The organism is Oryzihumus sp. JJN4-3R (assembly GCF_057747915.1).
This window is the reverse complement of sequence record NZ_CM173229.1, coordinates 925,911-944,715: the sequence shown is the minus strand read 5'-3', so window position 1 is coordinate 944,715 and position 18,805 is coordinate 925,911. Positions and strand designations below refer to the sequence as shown.

The window sequence follows — 18,805 nt, the reverse complement described above, 5'->3', positions numbered from 1 at the left end:
GCCCCCGGCGCGGCGGCTCCACTGTGGTGGGTGGACGTCGCGCCCGCTGGACCGTGCGCGGCGGACGTGGCGGCCGGCGATCGACCGGCCTGGCGTCTTCGCGCGCCCGGTTCGCCGCCCGCTCCGCCGAGGTCCGGCGCCGCCCGTGGCAGCTCGCGGCGTGGGGCCTGGGCGTCGTCGCCCTCCTCGCCGGGGCGGCCTGGCTGGTGTGGTTCAGCCCTGTGCTCGCGGCCCGGACCGTCCGGGTGGAGGGCGTTCCCCGGGCTGCCGTCGCGGACATCACGCAGCGGGCGCAGGTGCCGATCGGCCAGCCGCTGGCGCGGGTCGACACCGACGCCATCGCCCGCAGGGTGATCGCCTCGGCGACCCTGGCCGAGGTGACGGTCAGCCGGTCCTGGCCGTCCACGATCGTGGTCTCGGCCAGCCCCAGGGTGCCGGTCCTGGCCGTGAAGAACCCTCAAGGTCAGGTACAGGTTGTGGATGGTGACGGCGTGGCCTACGCGACCGTCCCCGCCGCCCCGCGTGGGGTGCCCCAGATCAGCACCAGCATCACCCCGCCGAGCCGCGCGGCCCTGCGCGCCGGGATCTCGGTGCTCGACGCCCTGACCCCGGCCCTGCGCCGCCAGGTCACCGACGTGCGGGTCACCGGCGCCAGCTCGGTGAGCCTGCGCCTCGGGCGGACCACGGTGGTCTGGGGCGGTGCGGCTGACGCTGACCTGAAGGTCAAGGTCATCACCGTCCTGATGCGCCAGAACCCGCGGCAGATCGACGTCAGCACGCCGCGTACCCCGGTGATCCGCTGACCAATTCAGGCAACCGGACCACGTGCGACGACACGCCGCGGTTAGGGTTGTCCCCGGCAGCAGCAGGCAATAGCGTCAGCCCACGGCAGGGTTGACATAACTATCACCCTCAAGTGGACGTTGAACGTTGAGTTCGGGGTTTTCCAGGGGGATGCCAACGATGGCCGGCAGCAGGACCCGACAGCACTCAGCAGTACTCGCTCAGGAGAGGCCCACCGACGTGGCAGCACCGCAGAACTACTTGGCCGTTATCAAGGTCGTCGGCATCGGCGGGGGCGGTGTCAATGCGATCAACCGGATGATCGAGGTCGGTCTCAAGGGTGTCGAGTTCATCGCGATCAACACCGACGCCCAGGCGCTGCTGATGAGTGATGCCGACGTCAAGCTCGACGTGGGCCGTGAGCTGACCCGGGGCCTGGGTGCCGGCGCCGACCCCGAGGTCGGGCGCAAGGCCGCCGAGGACCACGCGGAGGAGATCGAGGAGGTCCTCAAGGGGGCCGACATGGTCTTCGTGACTGCGGGTGAGGGCGGTGGCACCGGCACCGGTGGCGCCCCCGTCGTGGCCAAGATCGCCAAGGGCCTCGGTGCCCTGACCATCGGTGTGGTCACCCGGCCGTTCACCTTCGAGGGCCGGCGCCGCGCCAACCAGGCCGAGTCCGGCATCGCGAGCCTGCGCGAGGAGGTCGACACCCTCATCGTCATCCCCAATGACCGGCTGCTGTCCATCAGCGACCGCGCGGTGAGCATGCTCGACGCCTTCCGCAGCGCCGACCAGGTCCTGCTCTCCGGTGTCCAGGGCATCACCGACCTGATCACCACCCCGGGCCTGATCAACCTCGACTTCGCCGACGTCAAGTCGGTCATGCAGGGTGCCGGCTCGGCCCTCATGGGCATCGGCTCCGCCCGCGGCGACGACCGTGCGGTCCAGGCCGCCGAGCTGGCGATCTCCTCGCCGCTGCTCGAGGCCAGCATCGACGGCGCCCACGGCGTGCTGCTGTCCATCCAGGGTGGCTCCGACCTCGGCCTGTTCGAGATCAACGAGGCCGCCCGCCTCGTCCAGGAGGCGGCCCACCCCGAGGCCAACATCATCTTCGGCGCCGTCATCGACGACGCCCTCGGTGACGAGGTCCGGGTCACGGTCATCGCGGCCGGGTTCGACGGCGGCGGCCCGATCCGCCGCTCCGACGACCGCGCCCTCGGCCAGATCGCCGGCTCGACCCAGCGCCAGGCGCCGCCCGCGATGCAGCGCCCGGTCCAGCCGCCCGCGCCGCAGCCCGTGCAGCCCCCGGCCCAGCCCGCGGTGCCGCAGCAGGCGCGGCCCGAGGCCATCCCGGCCCCGGCCCAGCCGCAGCGCCCGGCCCCGGAGCAGGCCCCGCGGGTCGAGCCGGCCCGCACCGAGCAGGACCAGCCGGTCCGGCCGCCGCGCACCGTCACCTTCGACGAGAACGACGACCTCGACGTCCCGGACTTCCTGAAGTAGTCGACGCTCCACCGGCACGGGGCGGTCAGCCGACAGGCTGGCCGCCCCGTCGTCATGTTCGCCCCCTGTCGCGTCCACCCCGCTCACGTCCACCCCGCTCACGTCCACCCCGCTCATGTCCGGCCCGTCGTGAGGTCCGGCTGGCGCGCTGTCGTAGGTTGGGCCCGTGTTCGTGTGGCGAGAGCAGGTCCCGGCCGGGACGTCCCGGCGCCCGTCACGGGGTGGCCACGGCGTCGACTGGGGGTTCACCTCACGCGCCGGCGGCACCAGCGCCGCGCCGTTCGACTCCCTGAACCTCGGCGGTCACGTCGGTGATGCGGCCGGGGACGTGGAGGCCAACCGGCACGCCGTCGCGGGCGCCCTGGGCGTGCCGCGCGAGCAGCTGCTGTTCATGGACCAGGTCCACGGCGACGACGTCGTGGTCGTCGACGGCCCGTGGACGGGGCCGGTGCCGCCGGCCGACGGCGTGGTGACCACCCGCACCGACCTCGCCCTCGCCGTGCTCGTCGCCGACTGCACCCCGGTCCTGCTCGTGGACCGCGAGGCGGGGGTCGCCGCTGCGGTCCACGCCGGCCGGCCCGGGATGCTCGCCGGCGTGGTGCACAACGCCGTCGCGGCGATGCGCGACCTCGGCGCCCGCCGGCTCGAGGCCGCGGTCGGCCCGTCGGTGTGCGGCCGCTGCTACGAGGTGCCGGCCGCGATGCGCGAGGACGCGGCTCGCGTGGCGCCGGTCAGCGCCACCGTGTCGTGGACCGGCACCCCGGCCATCGACGTGGCGGCGGGGGTCGTGGACCAGCTGCGCGCGCAGGACGTCGCGGTGCACTGGGTGCCGGGCTGCACCCGGGAGTCCGGCGACCTGTTCTCCTACCGACGCGACCGGACCACCGGGCGCTTCGCCGGGGTCGTCCGGCTGCTGCCGGAGGGCTCGGGTGCCTGAGCTCGCCGTCGACCCGGGTCGCCGGGACCAGCTCGCCACCGGCCTCGCCGCGGTCGAGGAGCGGATCGCCCGTGCCTGTATGGCGGCCGGTCGCCCCCGCGGCGACGTCCACCTCGTCGTGGTCACGAAGTACTTCCCCGCCTCCGACGTCGAGCTCCTCGCCGGGCTGGGCGTGACCGACGTGGGGGAGAGCAGGGACCAGGAGGCCTCGGCCAAGGTCGCCGAGCTGCGTTGCGCCGCAACAGGACCCGACGGAGCCGCGGTGCCCCGCATCCACTTCGTCGGCAGGCTCCAGACCAACAAGGCCGCCTCGGTGGCCCGCTACGCCGACGTCGTGCACTCCCTCGACCGGGGCCGTCTGGTGACGGCCCTCGACCGCGGGGCGGCCGCCGCGGACCGCCGCCTCGACGTGCTCGTCCAGGTCAGCCTCGACGGGGACACCTCCCGCGGGGGTGTGCCGGTGGCCGAGGCCGCGGCGCTGGCCGACCGCGTGGCGGCGACGGAGCATCTGCGGCTGCGCGGCGTCATGGCCGTGGCGCCTCTGGGGGCCGACCCCGACCAGGCCTTCGCCGCCCTCGCGAGGGTGGCACACGGCATACAACGGGAGCACCGCGAGGCGACCTGGGTCTCGGCCGGGATGAGCGGCGACCTCGAGGCCGCCGTCGCCCACGGGGCGACACACCTGCGTGTCGGCAGCGCAATCCTCGGTTCCCGCCCCCCGCTTCGGTAGCGTCGGCCTCCTACAGGACGACCGGCGCGAAGCCGACTGACGAGGAGCTTCACATGGCAGGGGCGCTGCGCAAGACGATGGTGTACCTCGGCCTGGCCGAGGAGGACGAGCGCTACGACGGCTACGAGGACTACGACTCCTACGACGAGCCGGCGCCGCGCCACGAGCCGACGCCCTCGCGCGAGGAGCGCTCCGCCGTCACCCCGCTGCCGCAGCGCACGCCGGTCGCCCGTGTCGTCCGGGACGTGGAGGTCGGACCGTTGAACCGCATCACGACGATCCACCCGCGGACCTACAACGAGGCCAAGAACATCGGGGAGAGCTTCCGCGACGGCGTGCCCGTCATCATGAACCTCACCGACATGGACGACTCGGACGCCAAGCGCCTCGTCGACTTCGCCGCGGGCCTGGTCTTCGGCCTCCACGGCTCGATCGAGCGGGTGACGAGCAAGGTGTTCCTTCTCTCACCGGCGCACGTCGAGGTGGCGGCCGAGGAGTCCGAGGCACCGCAGACGGCCCGCGGGTTCTTCAACCAGAGCTGACCGTCGGGGTGCCCCGCACAGTGGCGGCACAGCCCCGGACGTCACACTGATCCCATGGACGCGATCCTGAGCCTGCTGCGCCTTGTCGTCTACCTGTTCTTCATCGCGCTGATCATCAGGCTGATCCTGGACTGGATCCAGGTGCTGGCCCGCGACTGGCGCCCCCACGGTGTGATCCTCGTCGTCGCCGAGGCCGTCTACACGGTGACCGACCCACCGCTGAAAGCGTTGCGGCGCATCATTCCTCCGCTCTCGCTCGGTGCGGTGCGCGTCGACCTGGCCTTCCTCGTGCTCATGCTCGCGGTCTCGGTGACTTTAAACATCCTTTAAGGTGATCAAGAACTTGCCCTTACCAGCACCAAAGCGGCTTGCCAACCACCATGGTTCGCTACCGTGGGTGCCGCCCCTGACCCGCCGACCGAGGTGACCACATGGCGCTATCGCCCGAGGATGTCCTCAACAAGAACTTCACTGCCACGCAGTTTCGCCGCGGCTACGACGAGCGCGAGGTGGACGACTTCCTGGACGAGGTCGTCTCCGAGCTCCGTCGCCTGACCACGGAGAACGACGACCTGCGCGCCCAGCTGGCCGAGTGCCAGAAGGCGCGTGGCGCTGGTGCCTCGGCGGTGGCCGCCCCGGCCCCGGTCAAGGCGGAGCCGAAGGTCGTGGCGAAGGACGGTGGCAAGGGCGAGGCCTCCGACCAGGCCCTGCGTGAGCTGCGCGAGCAGCTCGCCCGCGTGCAGTCCGAGGCCGAGAAGGCCCAGCGCGAGGCCCAGGAGCAGGTGTCCCGCGCCCGTGCCGAAGCCGACAAGGCCAAGGCCGAGGCACAGTCAGTGCGCGACGAGGCGGAGCGCTCCAAGGGCGACGCCGACAAGGCGCGCACCGAGGCCGACCGCGTCCGCTTCGAGGCCGAGAAGGCCAAGACCGACGCCGAGCGGCTCAAGGCCGAGGCCGACCGGGCCCGTGCCGACGCCGAGCGTGCGCAGGCCGAGTCCGCCGAGCGCCTGCGCTCGGCCGCGGCCAGCAAGAGCAACGACTCCGCACCCGTCGCTGCGGCCGCCGCCCTGGGCGCCGGCGGTGGCGGCGGTGCCGCCGGGGTCATCGCCCTGGCGCAGAAGGTCCACGACGAGCACGTCGCGGAGGGCCAGGCCACCCGTGACCGGCTCATCGCCGAGGGCCAGAAGCACCGCGACAAGGTGGTCGGCGAGGCCGAGGCGCGCCACCACGAGCTGGTGACGAGCGGCCAGGCCAAGTACGACGAGCTGCTGGCCAGCGGCCAGGCCCGGCACAACGCGCTCATCGCCGAGGCGACGACGCGCCACGAGCAGATGATCACCGAGGCGCGCGAGCGCTCCACGGGGATGATCGCCGAGGCCCAGCAGAAGAAGCAGTCGATCCTGGAGGACCTCAGCCGCGAGCGCGACATGCTCCAGCGCAAGATCGAGGAGCTTCGTTCGTTCGAGCGCGACTACCGCTCGCGCCTGAAGTCCTACCTCGAGGGCCAGCTGCGCGACCTGGACAAGACCGGGGTCGAGGGCGCCAAGCAGGAGCAGCACCAGGGCTGACGCCCTTTCCGCACGACGCCTGGAGGCGCCCACCCGTCCGACGGGTGGGCGCCTCCGGCCGTCCGTGCACCCGCGGTCCACCCGGCGTTCGGCCCCGGTTCACCCGCGGGCTGCCCCCTGTCGCCCCCCGCTCGTACCAAGGCGCGGAATCGGCGAAAGATACAGCGTTTCTCCGTTGAGAAGGGCAGGTTGTGGGCCTATCCTCGGCGCACCTGTCATCGCCCGGCCCTGCCGGGCGTGCCCAAGACCCCGAGGGGGCCGAGCATGGCTGTGAAGAAGGCGGCACCGGCGAAGAAGGCGGTTGCCACCGCGAAGGCCACGACGCCCAGCCGGGGGGCCTCCGCCAACGGTGCGACCACGGCGGCGGCGAAGAAGGCGGCGGCCAAGAAGGTCGCGGCCAAGACCGCCGCGACGGCAGCGACGGCCACGAAGCGCTCCACCGCCCCGACCGCCCCGGCCCGCGCCGCGGCGAAGAAGACCACGGCCAAGGCCACCTCCCGCACCACCGCCTCCAAGACCGGCACCGCCAAGACCGGCACCGCCAAGACCGGCACCGCCAAGACCGGCACCGCCAAGACGGCCACCACCGCGGCGGGTGCGGCAACGACGGCGGCGAAGCGGGCGACGACCAGCCGGGCGAAGAAGGCCTCGGCGCCGGCGAGCACGCTCGCCGTGCGGGCCGAGGAGGACCCGTGGACCGCTGCCGAGCTCAACGCCGTGCGCGCCGAGCTCGAGGAGGACGTGGCCCGGCTCCGCTCCGAGATCACCTCCGCCGAGATCGACCTGGTCGGCCTGATGCGCGACGCGGGTGACGGCTCGGGGGACGACCAGGCCGACGCGGGTGCCAAGACCTACGAGCGCGAGCAGGAGATCTCGGTCGCCAACAACACCCGCGAGATGCTCGACCAGAGCGAGCACGCGCTGGAGCGGATCGCCGACGGCAGCTACGGGATCTGCGAGTCCTGCGGCAACCCGATCGGCAAACTTCGCCTTCAGGCCTTCCCTCGTGCGACCCTATGCGTGACATGCAAGCAGAAGCAGGAGCGCCGCTAATCAGTCCGTCGTCCCCCACCCAGGAGCCTCCCGGCCGGTCCTGGCGTCGTCCCCGACTCTTCGCGGTGCTCATCGGCGCTGCGGTCGTGGTCTACGTCGCGGACCAGCTCGCCAAGGCCTGGGCCCTCGCGCACCTCCAGCCCGACGTCCCCCAGGACGTCATCGGCTCGGTGCTGCGACTCGACCTCACCCGCAACCCCGGTGCCGCGTTCTCCATCGCGACCAGCGCCACCTGGGTCCTCACCCTCATCGCCGCCGCCGTGGTCGGGGTCATCATCTTCACCAGCCGCAAGCTGGGCAGCCGTGGCTGGGCCTGGGCCCTCGGGCTGCTGCTCGGCGGGTCGCTGGGAAACCTGACCGACCGGCTCATCCGCCCGCCGGGTGTCGGCCGCGGCCACGTGGTCGACTTCCTGATGCTGCCGCACTGGCCGATCTTCAACGTCGCCGACTCGGCCATCGTCAGCGCCGCGGTGCTCATCGGGCTGCTCGCGCTGCGGGGCATCTCCATCGACGGCACGCGGGCACAGCACCACACGCCCAGGCACGAGGCGGAGGCCCGCACCGATGCCTGACGTGCGCTCCCTCAACGTCCCGGACGGCCTCGAGGGTGAGCGGGTCGATGCCGCCCTCGCCCGGCTCTTCGGGCTCTCCCGCACCAAGGCGGCCGACCTGGCCGCCGAGGGCGCCGTCACCGTCGACCAGAAGCCGGTCGGCAAGTCCGACCGGGTCAGTGCGGGCGCCTGGCTCGAGGTGGCCCTGCCCGACCCCGACGCCACCCCGGCGCTGGCCGTGGTCGCCGAGCCGGTCCCCGGCATGACGGTCATCCACGACGACGACGACCTCGTCGTCGTCGACAAGCCGGTCGGCGTGGCGGCCCACCCGAGCGTGGGCTGGACCGGCCCCACGGTCATCGGTGGCCTGGCCGCCGCGGGCTACCGCATCGCCACCTCCGGCGCCTCGGAGCGCCAGGGCATCGTGCACCGTCTCGACGTGGGCACCAGCGGCCTGATGGTCGTGGCCAAGAGCGAGCACGCCTACAGCCTGCTCAAGCGGGCCTTCAAGGCGCGCACGGTGGAGAAGACCTACCACGCCCTCGTGCAGGGCCTGCCCGACCCGGTCCAGGGCACCATCGACGCCCCGATCGGGCGGCACCCGAGCTACGACTACAAGTTCGCGGTGCTCGCCAGCGGCAAGCCGAGCATCACCCACTACGAGGTGATCGAGGCGTTCCGCTCGGCCTCCCTGGTCGAGGTGCACCTCGAGACCGGCCGCACCCACCAGATCCGGGTCCACTTCTCCGCGCTGCGTCACCCGTGCGCCGGCGACCTGACCTACGGTGCCGACCCGGTCCTGGCCAAGAAGCTCGGCCTGGAGCGGCAGTGGCTGCACGCCGTCGGCCTCGGCTTCGAGCACCCCGGGTCGGGGGAGTGGGTGACCTTCGAGAGCCGCTACCCGGAGGACCTGCAGACGGCGCTGGACCGGATCGGCGCCTGACCCGGCGCGCCTGACCCCGCGCGCCTCACCGGCCCGCACCGGACCTTCCGGGCTGGACCCATTGGCCCGGCCCCGCGGCCTGACCCGCTTCTCCCTGCCTGGCCCGGCGCCGGCGCGCCGGGGGTCCGCGGCGTGTCGCCCACGACGCGCCGCGGGCCGGCGACACGCCCCCGCACGGTGACCACACGGCATACCGGGGGTGTCGCCGGGGGCAACTAGACTCGCCCCCGATGACGACGATGGCAGCCCCCGGCAGTGACTCGGCAAGCTTTGTCCACCTGCACAACCACACCGAGTACTCCATGCTCGACGGTGCCGCGCGCATCGACGAGCTGTTCGAGTCCGCGGCGCAGATGGGCATGCCGGCCCTGGCCACGACCGACCACGGCTACGTCTTCGGGGCCTACGAGTTCTGGAAGAAGTCCCAGAAGCACGGCGTGAAGCCGATCATCGGCGTCGAGGCCTACCTCACGCCGGGCACGCACCGCACCGACAAGACGCGGGTCAAGTTCGGCGACGGCGGCCGCGACGACGTCTCCGGCGCCGGTGCCTACACCCACATGACGCTGTGGGCGCGCAACAACACCGGCATGCACAACCTGTTCAAGATGAGCTCGCTGGCCAGCCTCGAGGGCTACTACTTCAAGCCGCGCATGGACCGCGAGCTGCTCCACCAGTACGGCGAGGGCCTCATCGCGACCACGGGGTGCCCGTCGGGTGAGGTGCAGACGCGCCTGCGCCTCGGCCAGTACCGCGAGGCGGTCGCCGCAGCCGCGGAGTTCCGCGACATCTTCGGCGCCGAGAACTTCTACTGCGAGCTGATGGACCACGGCCTGGGCATCGAGCGCGACGTCCAGAAGGACCTGCTCCGCCTGGCGCGCGAGCTCGGCCTGCCACTGGTCGCCACCAACGACCTGCACTACACCAAGCCGCAGGACGCCCAGGCCCACGCGGCGCTGCTGTGCGTGCAGTCCGGCTCGACGCTGATGGACCCCAACCGGTTCAAGTTCGACGCCGAGGACTTCTACCTCAAGTCCCCGCAGGAGATGCGCCACGTCTGGCGCGAGCTGCCCGAGGCCTGCGACAACACGCTGCTCATCGCCGAGCGATGCGAGGTGTCCTTCACCGAGGGCGAGGGGCGCTACATGCCGCGCTTCCCCTGCCCGCCCGGCGAGGACGAGACCTCGTGGTTCATCAAGGAGGTCCACACCGGGCTGCGCAGCCGCTTCCCCGAGGGCGTGCCGGACTACGCCACCAAGCAGGCCGACTACGAGATCGAGGTCATCGTCGGCAAGGGCTACCCCGGCTACTTCCTCGTCGTCGCCGACTTCATCAACTGGGCCAAGCGCAACGGCATCCGGGTCGGCCCCGGCCGAGGCTCCGGTGCCGGCTCGATGGCCGCCTACGCCATGGGCATCACCGACCTCGACCCGGTGCCGCACGGCCTGATCTTCGAGCGGTTCCTCAACCCCGAGCGACCCTCGATGCCCGACTTCGACGTCGACTTCGACGAGCGCCGGCGCGGTGAGGTGATCAAGTACGTCACCGAGAAGTACGGCGAGGAGCGGGTCGCCCAGATCGTCACCTACGGCACGATCAAGGCCAAGCAGGCGCTCAAGGACGCCAGCCGGGTCATGGGCTTCCCCTTCGCCATGGGCGAGAAGCTCACCAAGGCGATGCCGCCGGCGGTCATGGGCAAGGACATCCCGCTGACCGGGATCTTCGACCCCGAGCACAAGCGCTACGCCGAGGCCGCGGAGTTCCGCCAGGTCCACGACGAGGACCCGCAGGCCCAGGAGGTCGTCAAGACCGCGCTCGGCCTCGAGGGCCTCAAGCGGCAGTGGGGCGTGCACGCCGCCGGCGTGATCATGTCCAGCGAGCCGCTGATGGACCTCATCCCGATCATGCGCCGCGAGCAGGACGGCCAGATCATCACCCAGTTCGACTACCCCAGCTGCGAGACGCTGGGGCTGGTCAAGATGGACTTCCTCGGCCTGCGCAACCTCACGATCCTCGACGACGCCGTCGCCAACGTGAAGCTCAACCGGGGCATCGACCTCGACCTGGACGCCCTGTCCAAGGACATGACCGACGAGGCGACGTTCGCCCTGCTGGCCCGCGGCGACACCCTGGGCGTCTTCCAGCTCGACGGCGGCGGCATGCGCACCCTGCTGCGCCAGATGCAGCCGGACAACTTCGAGGACATCTCCGCCGCCCTCGCGCTCTACCGCCCCGGCCCGATGGGCGCCAACAGCCACACCAACTACGCGCTGCGCAAGACCGGCAAGCAGCCGATCACCCCGATCCACCCCGAGCTGGCCGAGCCGCTCGACCCGATCCTGTCGATGACCCAGGGCCTGATCGTCTACCAGGAGCAGGTCCAGCAGATCGCCCAGAAGGTCGCCGGCTACAGCCTCGGCAAGGCCGACCTGCTGCGCCGCGCCATGGGCAAGAAGAAGAAGGAGGTCCTGGACGCCGAGTTCGTGCCCTTCAGCCAGGGCATGAAGGACAACGGCTACAGCGACAAGGCGATCAAGACGCTGTGGGACATCCTCGTCCCGTTCTCCGACTACGCGTTCAACAAGGCGCACACCGCCGCCTACGGCCTCGTCTCCTACTGGACCGGCTACCTCAAGGCCAACTACCCGGCCGAGTACATGGCCGCCCTGCTGACCAGCGTCCGCGACGACAAGGACAAGTCGGCGCTCTACCTCAACGAGTGCCGCCGCATGGGCATCAAGGTGCTCCCGCCGGACGTCAACGAGTCCATCGCCAACTTCGCCGCCGTCGGCACCGACATCCGCTTCGGCATGGCCGCGATCCGCAACGTCGGCGCCAACGTCGTCGAGGCGATCGTCGGCGCCCGCGAGGAGAAGGGCCGCTACGGCTCGTTCAAGGACTTTCTCGGCAAGGTCCCGGCCGTGGTCTGCAACAAGCGCACCATCGAGTCGCTGATCAAGGCCGGGGCGTTCGACTCCCTCGGCGAGAGCCGCCGCGGCCAGGTCGCCGTGCACGAGCAGTACGTCGACGCGCTCGTGGAGGTGAAGAAGAAGGAGGCCATCGGCCAGGACTCGCTGTTCGGCTCCTTCGGCGACGACGACGGCGACGGCATGGGCGGCGGCGACGTGTTCGACGGCCTGGCGCCGGTGCCCAAGGGGGAGTGGGACAAGCAGACGCTGCTGGCCTTCGAGCGCGAGATGCTCGGCCTCTACGTCTCCGACCACCCGCTGTTCGGCATCGAGCACGTGCTCTCCCAGCACGCCGACACCTCGATCGCCACCCTCAACGGCGAGGAGGGCAAGCCCGACGGCACCTCGGTGACCATTGCCGGCCTGATCACCGGCCTGCAGGTCAAGCGCACCAAGAAGGGCGACCTGTGGGCCATCGCGACCGTTGAGGACCTCGACGGCGCGATCGAGTGCCTGTTCTTCCCCTCGGCCTACATGACCGTCTCGACCATGCTCGGCCACGACGTGGTCTGCGTGGTCAAGGGCCGGGTCAACCGGCGCGACGACAGCGTCTCGATCTTCGCCCAGGAGCTGACCCTGCCCGACCTCAAGGAGGGCCCGCGCGGCCCGGTCGTGGTCACGCTGCCGCTGGCCCGGGCCACCAACGGGGTCGCCGAGAAGATCAAGGGCGTCCTGTCCGACCACCCCGGGGTGACCGAGGTGCACCTGCGCCTCACCCAGCCCGGCCGCTCGGTCCTGGTCCGCCTCGACGACTCGCTGCGGGTGACGGCCTCCTCGGCGCTGTTCGGCGACCTCAAGGCCCTGCTCGGCCCCGCCTGCCTCAGCGGCTGACGCCGCCCCCACCGGTATGCCGGGTGCCCACCCCGGGCGCCCGGCCCACCGTGGCGGTGGCGGGCTGCGCCGGCTACGGCCGCCCGGCGCGGGTGTCGTCGGCCCGGCTGTCGTCGGCCCTGGCGGTCCCTTCCGGAGCCGTCCCGGTGCGGGCCATGGACGCGCTGGAAGCCGAGGCGGCATCGCGCAGGACCGTGGCGACGTGCTCGGGCCGGAAGCCGCGACCGACCAGCCGGGCGGCGAGCCGCTGGATCACTGGCGTCGCGGCGTGGCCGAGCAGCCGGACCGGCGCCGGGAAGCGCCGGGGCACGCCGGCTGCGGGGCCGCCCGGCCGCACCACCTGACGGTGCAGGGCCACCTGCAGGCTCTGCATCGCGACGGTGGGCCAGAGGCGTCGACGCTGCACCTGCGCCAGCAGCGACTCCGCGACCGGGCCCGAGCGCAGTGGGCTGGCCAGCAGGTTCGCGGCGGCCACCGCGTCCTGCACCGCCAGGTTGATCCCGACGCCGAAGGCGGGCGACATGGCGTGGGCGGCGTCGCCGAGGCACAGCAGGCCCGGGCGGTGCCAGCGGCGCAGCCGGTTCACCTGCACGGTGAGCAGCTTGACCTGGTCCCAGTCGGTGAGCGTGCCGACCACCTCGGACAGGAACGGCGCGGCCGCGACCACGCGCTCGCGCAGGCGGTCCAGCCCAGCGGCGCGGATCCGCGCCAGCTCGCCCTTGGGGATGAGCATCCCCGACTGGTAGTAGTCGCCCCTGTCGACCGTCAGCACCATCTCGCCGGCGTCGAGGTAGGCAAGCGTCGGCGGGGGCTCCTGCGCCGGCTTGGGCAGCCGGAACCAGAGCACGTCGATCGGCACCCCGGACTCGCGGACCGGCATACCGGCCTTGTGACGCACCGTCGAGCTGCGGCCGTCCGCGGCGACCGTCAGGTCGGCCGCGACCTCCAGCGTGCCCTCGGCGGTGCGGGCGCGCACCCCCACGACGGTGCCGCGGCGCCAGAGGAGCTCGGTGACCTCGGCTCCCATGACGAGGTGGAACCCGGGCAGGAGCGCCGCCCGCCGCGCGAGGAAGTCCAGCAGGTCCCACTGCGGCATGAGCCCGAGGAACGCGCACGGCCCGCCGAGCGTGGCGAAGTCGACCGGCGTCAGCCGGTGCCCGGCCACGACGACGTCGAGGGTGCGGACCTCGTTCTGCAGCAACGGCCGCAGCTGCTCGAAGAGGCCGAGCTCGCGGAAGACCTCCAGGGTCGAGGGGTGGATGGTGTCGCCGCGGAAGTCGCGCAGGAAGTCGGTGTGCTTCTCCAGGACCACGACGTCCACCCCGGCGAGGGCGAGCAGGTAGCCCAGCACCATGCCCGCGGGACCGCCGCCGGCGATGCAGCACCGGGTGCGCCGCCGCGCCGACCCAGCCGACCCCGCCGTCACGGCCGACCCAGCCGCCCCGGCCACCGCCGACCGCGCCGTCTCCAGCCCCGCCGTCTCCAGCCCGTCGTCCCGTCCCGCGCCTGCCGTCATGCCCGACACCTCCGATGCCGCCGCGCCCCGGGTAACTAGGCTGCACCCATGCCTACCCCACCGCGCGCCAAGCGGGTCGAGACCGTCCGCGAGCACCACGGCGACCGGGTCGTCGACCCCTACGAGTGGCTGCGGGACAAGGAGGACCCGGAGGTCATCGCCCACCTCGAGGCCGAGAACGCCTACGCCGAGGCCATGACCGCCCACCTCGAGCCGCTGCGCCAGGCGATCTTCGAGGAGATCAAGGGCCGCACCCAGGAGACCGACCTGTCGGTGCCGGTGTCCTACCGCGGCTGGTGGTACTACGCGCGCACCTTCGAGGGCCGCCAGTACGCCGCGCAGTGCCGGGTGCCGGTCACCGACCCGGCCCGCCGCCCGTCGCTGGAGGACGGCGCCCCGGAGGGGGAGCAGGTGCTGCTCGACGGCAACGTCGAGGCCGCAGGCCACGAGTTCTTCAGCCTCGGTGCCCTCGAGGTCAGCGAGGACGGCGGCCGGATCGCCTACGCCGTCGACGTGGAGGGCGACGAGCGCTTCGCCCTGCGCGTGCGCGACATCGCCACCGGCGAGGTCGTCGACGACGCCGTGACCGACATCGGCTACGGCCTGGTCTGGTCCCTCGACGGTCGCCACGTCTTCTACACCCGGGTCGACGAGGCCTGGCGCCCCCACCAGGTGTGGCGCCACGAGGTCGGGACACGGGTCGAGGCCGACGTCATGGTGTTCGAGGAGCCGGACGAGCGGTTCTGGCTGGGCATCGGCTCCTCCCGCGACGACCGCTGGATCGTCATCCAGCTCGGCTCCAAGCTGACCTCGGAGTGCTGGCTGGTCGACGCCGCGACGCCGCTGGACCCGCCGCGCCTGGTGGCCCCGAGGCGCGAGGGCGTGGAGTACGACGTCGAGCCCGCCGGGGACCGGCTGCTCATCGTGCACAACGCCGGGGACCCCGACTTCGAGGTCGCCCAGGCGCCGCTGGACGCCACGAGCCACGAGCAGTGGACGCCGTGGCTGCCGCCGGTGCCGGGGGAGCGGGTCCTCGGGATCGAGGCGTTCGCCGGCCACGCGGTGGTCTCGCTGCGCCGCGACGGCCTGACCGCCCTGCGGGTCCTGCAGCGCGACGACGCGGCCCCGCACGGATTCGGCCCGGCGCGGGCGCTGACCTTCGACGAGCCGGTCCACGCGGTGGGCACGGGCAACAACCCGGAGTACGCCGCCGACACCCTCCAGATCACGTTCGAGTCCCTGGTCACCCCGCGCACCGTCTACGACGTCGAGGTGGCCACCGGCGAGCTGACCCTGCTCAAGCGTCAGGCGGTGCTCGGCGGCTACGACCCCGCCGACTACGAGCAGCACCGGGAGTGGGCCACCGCCGGGGACGGCACCCGCGTGCCGATCTCGCTGGTGCACCGGCGCGGGGTCACCCCCGACGGCACCAACCCGGGCCTGGTCTACGGCTACGGCGCCTACGAGATGTCGATGGACCCCTGGTTCTCCGTCTCGCGGCTCTCCCTGCTCGACCGCGGGTTCGTCTACGCCGTCGCCCACGTGCGTGGCGGCGGGGAGATGGGCCGCCGCTGGTACGACGAGGGCAAGCTCGCCGCCAAGACCAACACCTTCACCGACTTCGTCGCGTGCGCCGACCACCTCGTCGAGGCCGGCTGGGTGCACCCGGACCGCCTCGTCGCCGAGGGCGGCAGCGCCGGCGGGCTGCTCATCGGCGCGGCGGTCAACCTGGCGCCGGGGCGGTTCGCGGCCGTGCACGCCGCGGTGCCGTTCGTCGACGCGCTGACCACGATCCTGGACCCCTCGCTGCCGTTGACCGTCCCGGAGTGGGAGGAGTGGGGCAACCCGCTGGCCGACCCCGAGGCCTACGCCGGGATGAAGGCCTACAGCCCGTACGAGAACATCACCCCGGTGCGCTACCCGGCCGTCCTCGCGACGACGAGCCTGAACGACACCCGGGTCTACTTCGTCGAGCCGGCCAAGTGGGTGGCCCGGTTGCGCGAGACGGTGACCAACGACCCGGTCGAGCGGCCCATCCTCCTGCGCACCGAGATGATCGCCGGCCACGGCGGCCGCAGCGGACGGTATGACGCCTGGCACCAGATCGCGTGGGAGCTCGCCTTCCTCATCGACCGGGCGGGAGCATCGCAGGAGGCCCGGGCGTTGACCTGAGTGGTCCCCTCCCGGGAACGACCCCCTGGCGTGTCGGGATTCTCCTGACGGAGGTGGTCCCCGACTGAGAGGATCCTGTGTGTGAAGGGCGGACGGCGATGACCCTCCCGCCGAGCTGGCGCAGCGACACCTCCTCGCTGCTCGACGCGCTCGGCGCTGCCGTCATTGCCACCGACCTGCAGGGCACGATCTTCTACTGGAACAGCCGGGCCGAGGCGCTGTACGGCTACGGACCGGGGGAGATGCGCGGGGCCAGCGTCATGGACCTGCTGGTGCCGACGGCGGGGACCACCCCCGCCCGCGAGATCATGCGTCAGGTCACCGCGGGGCAGCAGTGGACCGGGGAGTTCCTCGTCCGGACCAAGGACGGCGAGGAGAAGCTGGTCCAGATCACCGACTCCCCGTTGTACGAGGGCGGCGAGGTCGTGGGGGTGCTCGGGGTGGCCGAGGACGTCACCGACCTCGAGACGGCGCGGGCGGGCATCGACCTGCTCGCCACCCGGCTCAACCGCCTCGCCAAGGTCACCGCGGAGCTCGCCTCCGCCCATGACCTCGACACCGTCACCGACGTCATCGTGTCCCACGCGTCCGCCGCGGTCGGCGCGAACATGGCTTCCCTGAGCCTGCTCGAGGACGAGGACACGGTGCGCCTGGCCGGCTTCAGCGGCGACGACAAGAGCCTGTCCAGCGTCTACGCGCGCTACTCGATCACCGCCCAGACCCCGTCGGCCGAGGCGATCCGCACCGGCAAGCCCGTCCTCGCCGAGGGCGCGGAGGCGATCCGGGAGCGGTTCCCCGAGATGTATGCGCGGGTCCCGGGCGAGCGCTCCTTCCTGGCCCTCCCCCTCGTCGTCGGGGAGCGCACCCTGGGGGCGATGGGACTGTCCTTCCCGGGCCCACGGCACCTGGACTCCCAGGAGCTGGAGTTCCTCAGCACCCTGGGTGACGCCACGGCCCAGGCGATCGACCGGCTCCAGGCGCTGGCCGACGCCGCGGACCGCGCGGCGAAGCTCTCCTTCCTGGCCGGTGCCTCGGCCGAGCTGGCGAGCAGCCTGGACTACCGGCTGACCTTGGCCAACGTCGCCCGGCTGGCCGTGCCGACGCTCGCCGACTGGTGCGCGGTGCAGGTCGTCGAGAACGGCGAGCTCAACACCCTCGCCGTCGCCCACGTGGACCCGGCGAAGGTGGCCCTGGCCGAGGACCTCCAGGAGCGCTACCCGGCCGACCCGGACGCCCCCGGCGGGGTGTACGAGGTGATCCGTACCGGCGTGAGCCAGCTCGTCCCCGAGGTCACCGACGAGATGCTGGTCGCCGGCGCACGCGACGAGGAGCACCTGCGGCTCAGCCGCGAGCTTCAGCTGTGCAGCGGCCTGGTCGTGCCGCTGATCGCGCGCCAGCGCGTCCTCGGGGCGATCACCCTGGTCAGCGCGGAGTCCGGACACCACTACGACCAGGCGGACCTGGCCTTCGCGGAGAACCTCGCGCACCGCGCAGCGGTGGCGATCGACAACGCGCTGCTGCACAGCGAGGTCCGGGAGAGCTCGCTGAGGCTCCAGCGCGCCGTGTCACCCGAGCGGCTGGACGACCTGCCCGCCTGGGAGATGGCCGGCTACTACCGCCCTGCGGGCAGCACGGAGGTCGGCGGCGACTTCTACGACGCCGTGTCCCTGGAGGACAGCCGCGTCGCCGTGTTCATGGGCGACGTGATGGGCCGCGGCATCCCGGCTGCCGCCGCGATGGCGCAGGTGCGCTCGGCGATCCGGGCCTACGTCGTCATCGACCCCAGCCCGGACGCCGTGCTGACCAAGCTCGACCGGATGTTCCACAAGTACGACATCGCCCAGCTGGTCACCCTTGTCTACCTGGTGCTGGACCCGGTCCGGGACGAGATCGCGCTGGTCAACGCCGGGCACCCGCCGCCCCTGGTGGTGGGCCCGGACGGGTTCATCGAGCGGCTGCCGCTGGCCGAGTCCCCGCCCCTGGGGGTGGACGGCTTCGAACGTCGCACCCTGCGGGTCCCGTTCCGCGCCGGCGCCACGCTGCTCGCCTTCACCGACGGGCTCGTGGAGCGCCGCGGCGAGGACATCGACAGCGGCCTGGACCGGCTGGGCCAGGTGGCCACGAGCCTTGCGGGCGGGGGCCTGGGCGAGCGGCTGCGCGAGCTCGTCGTCAGCCTGGCCGGCGAGACGGGCGAGGACGACGTGGCTGCGATCGTGGTCCGTCGGCGCCCGACCGACCGCTGAGGCGGCTCAGCGGTCGGGCAGGGAGACGAAGACGTCGTCGGCCGCGCGGTGCAGCTGGTCGGCGAGCTGGCGCACCCGGGCGGCGGTCTCGGACCGGCGGTTCTGCAGCTGGAGGGCGTGGGCGTCGAGCTGGGCCACGCGGGCTTCGGCCGCCTGGACGATGTCCGCGGCGCGGACGTGGGCCTGGTCGACGATCTCCGCCGCCGACTCACGGGCGCGGGCCAGGATCTGCTCCGCCTCGGCGTTGGCGCCGGCGACGAGGGTGTCGGCCACCTCCTGCGACCGGGACAGCAGCGCCGTCGCGGCGGCCGAGGTGACCCCCGGCTGGCCGCCGGAGGTGAGCGCGGCGATGTGGGCATCCACCTGTCCGGGGTCGTAGCCCTGGGGCACCCGCGTGAAACGGGGGCCCGTGCTCTCGGTGTACGTCACGTGGGGGCCTCCAGCCGTCCGTGGTGTGCGGCGATCGTGGC

At 72.4% G+C, this 18,805-nt stretch carries 15 protein-coding genes; 13 read left to right on the top strand and 2 right to left on the bottom strand.

All coding sequences use genetic code 11. The features are described 5' to 3' along the window. The first annotated feature begins 26 nt into the window (after nt 1–26). From AC3ANM_RS04290 to dnaE, 11 genes are all read left to right on the top strand, one after another. Nucleotides 27–803 (top strand): cell division protein FtsQ/DivIB, encoded by a 777-nt coding sequence (locus AC3ANM_RS04290; RefSeq protein WP_488286903.1) that lies wholly within the window; start codon nt 27–29, stop codon nt 801–803. Between the two features lie 220 nt (nt 804–1,023). Then, nucleotides 1,024–2,283 carry a cell division protein FtsZ gene (ftsZ, locus tag AC3ANM_RS04285; RefSeq protein ID WP_488286902.1) on the top strand — a complete coding sequence of 420 codons (1,260 nt, stop codon included), beginning with the start codon at nt 1,024–1,026 and terminating at the stop codon, nt 2,281–2,283. Between the two features lie 166 nt (nt 2,284–2,449). Beyond that, on the top strand, nt 2,450–3,220 hold the full coding sequence (gene pgeF, locus AC3ANM_RS04280; RefSeq protein WP_488286901.1) for a peptidoglycan editing factor PgeF: 771 nt from the start codon (nt 2,450–2,452) through the stop codon (nt 3,218–3,220). After that, a complete protein-coding gene (locus AC3ANM_RS04275) occupies nt 3,213–3,950 on the top strand; it encodes a YggS family pyridoxal phosphate-dependent enzyme (RefSeq protein WP_488286900.1) in 738 nt (245 codons plus the stop codon). The genes pgeF and AC3ANM_RS04275 overlap by 8 nt, the downstream gene beginning before the upstream one ends. Nucleotides 3,951–4,003: 53 nt before the next feature. After that, nucleotides 4,004–4,492: a cell division protein SepF gene (locus AC3ANM_RS04270; RefSeq protein WP_488286899.1), complete on the top strand. Its 489-nt coding sequence runs from the start codon at nt 4,004–4,006 to the stop codon at nt 4,490–4,492. Between the two features lie 54 nt (nt 4,493–4,546). After that, nucleotides 4,547–4,822, top strand: coding sequence for a YggT family protein (locus tag AC3ANM_RS04265; protein ID WP_488286898.1), 276 nt, complete (start codon nt 4,547–4,549; stop codon nt 4,820–4,822). A 101-nt stretch (nt 4,823–4,923) separates the two neighbouring features. Further along, on the top strand, nt 4,924–6,057 hold the full coding sequence (locus AC3ANM_RS04260) for a DivIVA domain-containing protein (protein WP_488286897.1): 1,134 nt from the start codon (nt 4,924–4,926) through the stop codon (nt 6,055–6,057). 264 nt (nt 6,058–6,321) lie between these two features. Then, on the top strand, nt 6,322–7,110 hold the full coding sequence (locus tag AC3ANM_RS04255; RefSeq protein WP_488286896.1) for a TraR/DksA family transcriptional regulator: 789 nt from the start codon (nt 6,322–6,324) through the stop codon (nt 7,108–7,110). Nucleotides 7,111–7,175: 65 nt separating this feature from the next. Continuing rightward, on the top strand, nt 7,176–7,682 hold the full coding sequence (gene lspA, locus AC3ANM_RS04250) for a signal peptidase II (RefSeq protein ID WP_488286895.1): 507 nt from the start codon (nt 7,176–7,178) through the stop codon (nt 7,680–7,682). Beyond that, nucleotides 7,675–8,604: an RluA family pseudouridine synthase gene (locus tag AC3ANM_RS04245; RefSeq protein WP_488286894.1), complete on the top strand. Its 930-nt coding sequence runs from the start codon at nt 7,675–7,677 to the stop codon at nt 8,602–8,604. The genes lspA and AC3ANM_RS04245 overlap by 8 nt, the downstream gene beginning before the upstream one ends. Before the next feature lie 230 nt (nt 8,605–8,834). Beyond that, nucleotides 8,835–12,404 (top strand): DNA polymerase III subunit alpha, encoded by a 3,570-nt coding sequence (gene dnaE / locus AC3ANM_RS04240; protein ID WP_488286893.1) that lies wholly within the window; start codon nt 8,835–8,837, stop codon nt 12,402–12,404. A 73-nt stretch (nt 12,405–12,477) separates the two neighbouring features. Here dnaE and AC3ANM_RS04235 read toward each other — a convergent pair whose 3' ends face one another. Continuing rightward, nucleotides 12,478–13,920 carry an FAD-dependent oxidoreductase gene (locus AC3ANM_RS04235; RefSeq protein ID WP_488286892.1) on the bottom strand — a complete coding sequence of 481 codons (1,443 nt, stop codon included), beginning with the start codon at nt 13,918–13,920 and terminating at the stop codon, nt 12,478–12,480. A gap of 48 nt (nt 13,921–13,968) precedes the next feature. Between AC3ANM_RS04235 and AC3ANM_RS04230 the strand changes: the two genes are divergently transcribed. Next, nucleotides 13,969–16,092: a S9 family peptidase gene (locus AC3ANM_RS04230; protein WP_488286891.1), complete on the top strand. Its 2,124-nt coding sequence runs from the start codon at nt 13,969–13,971 to the stop codon at nt 16,090–16,092. A 98-nt stretch (nt 16,093–16,190) separates the two neighbouring features. Next, on the top strand, nt 16,191–18,335 hold the full coding sequence (locus AC3ANM_RS04225; protein WP_488286890.1) for a SpoIIE family protein phosphatase: 2,145 nt from the start codon (nt 16,191–16,193) through the stop codon (nt 18,333–18,335). Between the two features lie 6 nt (nt 18,336–18,341). Here AC3ANM_RS04225 and AC3ANM_RS04220 read toward each other — a convergent pair whose 3' ends face one another. Beyond that, nucleotides 18,342–18,764: a DivIVA domain-containing protein gene (locus tag AC3ANM_RS04220; protein WP_488286889.1), complete on the bottom strand. Its 423-nt coding sequence runs from the start codon at nt 18,762–18,764 to the stop codon at nt 18,342–18,344. Nucleotides 18,765–18,805: the final 41 nt, after the last annotated feature.

Bases quoted from the DNA above. Each gene is read 5' to 3' on its own strand.
- AC3ANM_RS04270 (WP_488286899.1), top strand. From the start codon at position 4,004: ATGGCAGGGGCGCTGCGCAAGACGATGGTGTACCTCGGCCTGGCCGAG.
- AC3ANM_RS04265 (WP_488286898.1), top strand. From the start codon at position 4,547: ATGGACGCGATCCTGAGCCTGCTGCGCCTTGTCGTCTACCTGTTCTTC.
- AC3ANM_RS04260 (WP_488286897.1), top strand. From the start codon at position 4,924: ATGGCGCTATCGCCCGAGGATGTCCTCAACAAGAACTTCACTGCCACG.
- AC3ANM_RS04255 (WP_488286896.1), top strand. From the start codon at position 6,322: ATGGCTGTGAAGAAGGCGGCACCGGCGAAGAAGGCGGTTGCCACCGCG.
- AC3ANM_RS04245 (WP_488286894.1), top strand. From the start codon at position 7,675: ATGCCTGACGTGCGCTCCCTCAACGTCCCGGACGGCCTCGAGGGTGAG.
- dnaE (WP_488286893.1), top strand. From the start codon at position 8,835: ATGACGACGATGGCAGCCCCCGGCAGTGACTCGGCAAGCTTTGTCCAC.
- AC3ANM_RS04235 (WP_488286892.1), bottom strand. From the start codon at position 13,920: ATGACGGCAGGCGCGGGACGGGACGACGGGCTGGAGACGGCGGGGCTG.
- AC3ANM_RS04230 (WP_488286891.1), top strand. From the start codon at position 13,969: ATGCCTACCCCACCGCGCGCCAAGCGGGTCGAGACCGTCCGCGAGCAC.
- AC3ANM_RS04225 (WP_488286890.1), top strand. From the start codon at position 16,191: ATGACCCTCCCGCCGAGCTGGCGCAGCGACACCTCCTCGCTGCTCGAC.